Genomic DNA, 3828 nt, shown 5'->3' with positions numbered 1-3828 from the left:
CCATCCCCGGCCGTCACCGGCATAATGACGCCCAATGCCGAAATTTCAGGACCTGTCCGAGTACGCGGCGGCGATCGCGCCGGTCGTCAACGCGGCCCACGTCAACGTGCACGCCGCGGCCCACCGGGCGGTCACCGAACTGGCCGGCACGTCGGGGGTCACCCCTGGCCTGCTGTCCGACCTGCGCTCCGCGCTTCCACTCAGGCCCGTGACGAGGGCGGGCCTGGCCACGATCTACCGGTACGCCGACCCGGCCGGCACCGAGTCCGGCGTCCAGGAGCACCTGCGCGAGGGCACGCTGGTCGAGGACCCCGACGGGACGCTACGGGTGACCGGCAAGGGGATGGACTTCATCCGCGACCTGTACGCCGTCCACGCCGCCGCGGCCGGTCGCGTCTGGGCCGGCCACGACCTGCCCGGCCTGGCCGCCCTCGCGGGCCGGGTGCTCGATCGGGCCAGGCGGGCGGAGGGTGGCGCGCTGGAGGTGATGGCGCCGCCGTACGAGCCGGAGGGCGCGCCGGCGGGGTTGCTGCTGTTCAACAGGCTCGCCGCCGTGCGCTACCACCGAGCGGACGCGCACGCCGCGGCCTGGCGGGCGGCGGGCCTGTCCACAGCCGAGATCGTCGGCCTGCGCGACGGCCCGCTGCGCGCCCGGATCGAGGCGGACACGAACCTGCGAGCCGCCACCCCCTACGAGGCCCTGTCGGAGAACGAACGCGACACCCTCTACGACGCCCTACTCAAACTGATCTAGCGGTCTGCCGGAACCGGGTCAGCCGGTCCGCCCGAACCGGGTCAGCCGGTCCGCCGGAACCGGGTCAGCCGGCCTGCCCGAACCGGGTCAGACAGCCGCCCGAACCGGTTTGGACCGGCCTGCCCGAACCTGGTTCAGAATGCCCACCCGAACAGGCCCGCCCGAACCGGGTTCAGAGTGCCGCGAGCAGTCGGCCCACCTGTGTGCGATCGTTCACGCCGAGCTTCTCGTAGGCGGCCTGGAGGTGGTTGGCCGCCGTACGCGTGGACAACCTGAGCCGGTCGGCGATCTGCCGGTTCGTCAGCCCGGCGGCGGCGAGCTGGAGGATCTCCCGCTGGCGCGGCGTCAGCTCGGGCGTGGCCAGCTCGACCAGCGGTGGAGTCGAGACACCCGGGTAGCGCCTGGCCAGCGCCCACGCCCTGGTCCGCGCGCCCCTCGCCAGCAGGCCGCGGCCCGTGTCCCGCCAGGCGGCCGCCTCCTGCGCGGTGGCCTCCGCCGCGTACAAGGACATTCCCAGCCGCTCGAACTCCGTCGCCACCGCCCGCAGCTCGTCCGGATCCCCCGTGGCCCGCGCGTGCCTGGCGAGCAACGCCACCAGCGGTCCCTCCACGCGTTCCGCCAGCTCGGTCAGCCGCTCCGGGTCGGGCGCGCCCAGCCGTACCAGATCGTGCAGCGCGAACATCAGGTTGCCGAACAGCTCGTGCTCCTCCGCGTGCTCCGCCGCCACCAGGCACAGCCGCGTCGCCTCGGCCAGGTCGCCGCCCGCCGCCGCCACCCAGACCGCGGCCTGCAGCACGTGCTGGCGGGTGAACGCCCACCGGGAGGCGAGCTCCCTCGACTCGGCCAGCGCGTCGCGGGCCTCCGCCGTCCGGCCGAGCAGCGCCAGGGCGTGCGCCTGCTCGGCCAGCACGCGCCCCAGGTACGGCTCCCGCGCGGGCAACCTGACCACGTCCTCCCAGCACCAGCGGACCGCCTCCGCCGCGTCGCCGCGCAGCCTGCTGACCATCGCCCGATAGGCCCCGAACCCGGACACCGACAGCTCGGTCGCGGGCAGCTCCATGCCCTGCTCGGCGGTACGCGCGGCCGCCTCGAGCCGCCCGGAGAACGCCTGCGCGGCGCAGAGCGCGTCCAGGAACGACGGGAACGCGTGCGGCGCCTCCTCCTTCCAGCTCGCCACGCTGGTCAGCGTGCGCTCGGAGATGGCCAGGCTGCGCTCGGTCTGTCCCATGTACGCCGCCACCCACGCCTCCATGGACGCCGCGTGCGCCGCGCCCCGTACCGTCGTCGACGCGCACGAGCGAGCCCGCGCCAGCGACCGCGCGGCCCCGGTCAGCCGCCCGGCGAAGCAGTCGACGACGGAGCGGTAGACGTGCGCCTCCTGACGCAGCGCCGGGTCGGTCAGCGTCTCCGCCGCCACGTCGAGCACCCGGCACGCCTCGGCGTCCGCGCCCGCCCACCCCAGGTTGATGCCCAGGCTGAAGGCGTACAGGGCGCGCTCGCTCTCGGTGACCGCGTCCCGCGCCGCCCGCCGCAGCGCGGACAGTGCCCCGTCCGCGTCACCGAGCACCATGAGCACCTCGCCGAGCACGGCGACCGCGGCCACGCCCGCCCCCGCCTCGATGGCGGCCCTGGCCAGCCGTTCGGCCAGCCGGGGATCCTGCCGACCCCAGGCCAGCTTCGCCGCGGACACCAGCCTCTCCGGCGCCGCCGCCGAGCCGCTGTCCAGCCGCCACACGGCCGCCCGCAGCTCGTCCTCGCGCCTGCGCAGCCCGCTGGCCTCCAGCGCCTCGGCCAGCATCCGCCGGCGCCGCCGCGCCCGCAGCGTGCCGCAGTCGCCGCGGACCACCTCGCCGTAGAGCGGGTGCCCCAGCCGCAGGTGCTCGCGCCTGCCGTCGGCCACCGTCACCACCAGGCCGCGCGACTCGACCCGCTCGACCGCCCGCGGCGACGTCAGCGACACCAGCAGCTCGGTGCCCAGCGGTTCGCCGAACGCCACCAGCTCCAGCACCTCGCGCTCGTCCTGGTCGAGGTGCCCGATCCTGGCCCCCACCAGCTCGCGCAGCCTCGTCGTCACCGACAGCTCACCGCGCCAGCGCCACCGCCCGTCCCGCTCGGCCAGGCAACCCGTCGCCAGCCCCGCGTGTACGACCTCCCGCAGGTACAGCACGTTGCCCTCACTGACCCTGGCCAGATGCCGTACGGTCGCCGCGGCCACCTCGCCCCCGAGCGCGCCCGCGAGCACCTCCCCGACCTCCGCCACGGTCAGCGGCGGCAGCTCGATCCTGCCGAGCAGCTCGTCCTTCCACAGCGCCGTCACCGGATCCGGTTGCGGTCCCCCGGACCGCACCGTGGCCAGCACCTTGGCGGCGCCGCTCTCGGCCAGGTAGTGCACCAGCGCCGCGGACGCCGGATCCAGCCGGTGCGCGTCGTCCACGCTCACCAGCAGCTCGCCGTGGCCCGCGCCGTCACACAGATGGCGGGCGGCCCAGCGCAACAGGTTCTCCCCGGCCTGCGGCGGCCCGGTCAGCGCGTGCGCGAACGCCCCGAACGGGATCATCGACGCGGTCTCCGTGCCGAGCGCGCGGACCACCGCGTACCCGGTCAGGCCGGTCAGCGCCTGCGCCGCCAGCCTGCTCTTGCCCACTCCGGCCTCGCCGGCGATCATCATGCCTGCGCCCGACCGCAGGGCCGCCCGTACGGTCGTCAGCGGCCCCCCTCGGCCGACGAACGGCCATTGGCTCCCCAGCTGCTCGCTCATCGCGCCTCCTCTCACCACCGACCATGTTCGGCGGGGAGGTTCGCGGGAGGTTCAGGCCGGATCCCGTTTCAGTCCGGCGGCGGAGAGTAACAGGTCGACGACCGCCTCCGCGCCGCTGAACGGCACCGGCTCGCTCCCGACCTCTTCGAGCAGCCCCCGGAGCTGGCCGCCGGACTGCTCCGGCTCGACCAGCCGTACGATGACCGTTCTCATTTGAGCATGATCTCTCCCGGCGGTTCAGGTCTGGTTCAGGTGGGATGAGGGGACTCGACGTCAGGTGGGATAGGGGCGGGCTCGACCTCAGGTGGGACGAGGG

General features: G+C 74.7%; 3 protein-coding genes. 1 reads left to right on the top strand and 2 read right to left on the bottom strand.

Features of this window, described 5'->3' with window-relative positions; all coding sequences use genetic code 11:
* Positions 1-34: 34 nt before the first annotated feature.
* The gene (locus tag ITP53_RS54340; RefSeq protein WP_195903307.1) at positions 35-754 is read left to right on the top strand and encodes a hypothetical protein; all 720 of its coding nucleotides are present in this window, start codon (positions 35-37) and stop codon (positions 752-754) included.
* 172 nt (positions 755-926) lie between these two features.
* On the opposite strand, the gene ITP53_RS54335 is transcribed toward ITP53_RS54340, so the two are convergent.
* Positions 927-3512 carry a LuxR C-terminal-related transcriptional regulator gene (locus ITP53_RS54335; RefSeq protein ID WP_195903306.1) on the bottom strand — a complete coding sequence of 862 codons (2586 nt, stop codon included), beginning with the start codon at positions 3510-3512 and terminating at the stop codon, positions 927-929.
* 51 nt (positions 3513-3563) lie between these two features.
* Positions 3564-3725 (bottom strand): hypothetical protein, encoded by a 162-nt coding sequence (locus tag ITP53_RS54330; protein WP_195903305.1) that lies wholly within the window; start codon positions 3723-3725, stop codon positions 3564-3566.
* Positions 3726-3828 lie beyond the last annotated feature (103 nt).

Origin of the sequence: Nonomuraea cypriaca, from assembly GCF_015645445.1 — a bacterium.
Lineage (GTDB): Bacteria > Actinomycetota > Actinomycetes > Streptosporangiales > Streptosporangiaceae > Nonomuraea > Nonomuraea cypriaca.
The sequence above is the reverse complement of the archived record's forward strand: the minus strand, read 5'-3'. Positions and strand labels throughout refer to the sequence as shown.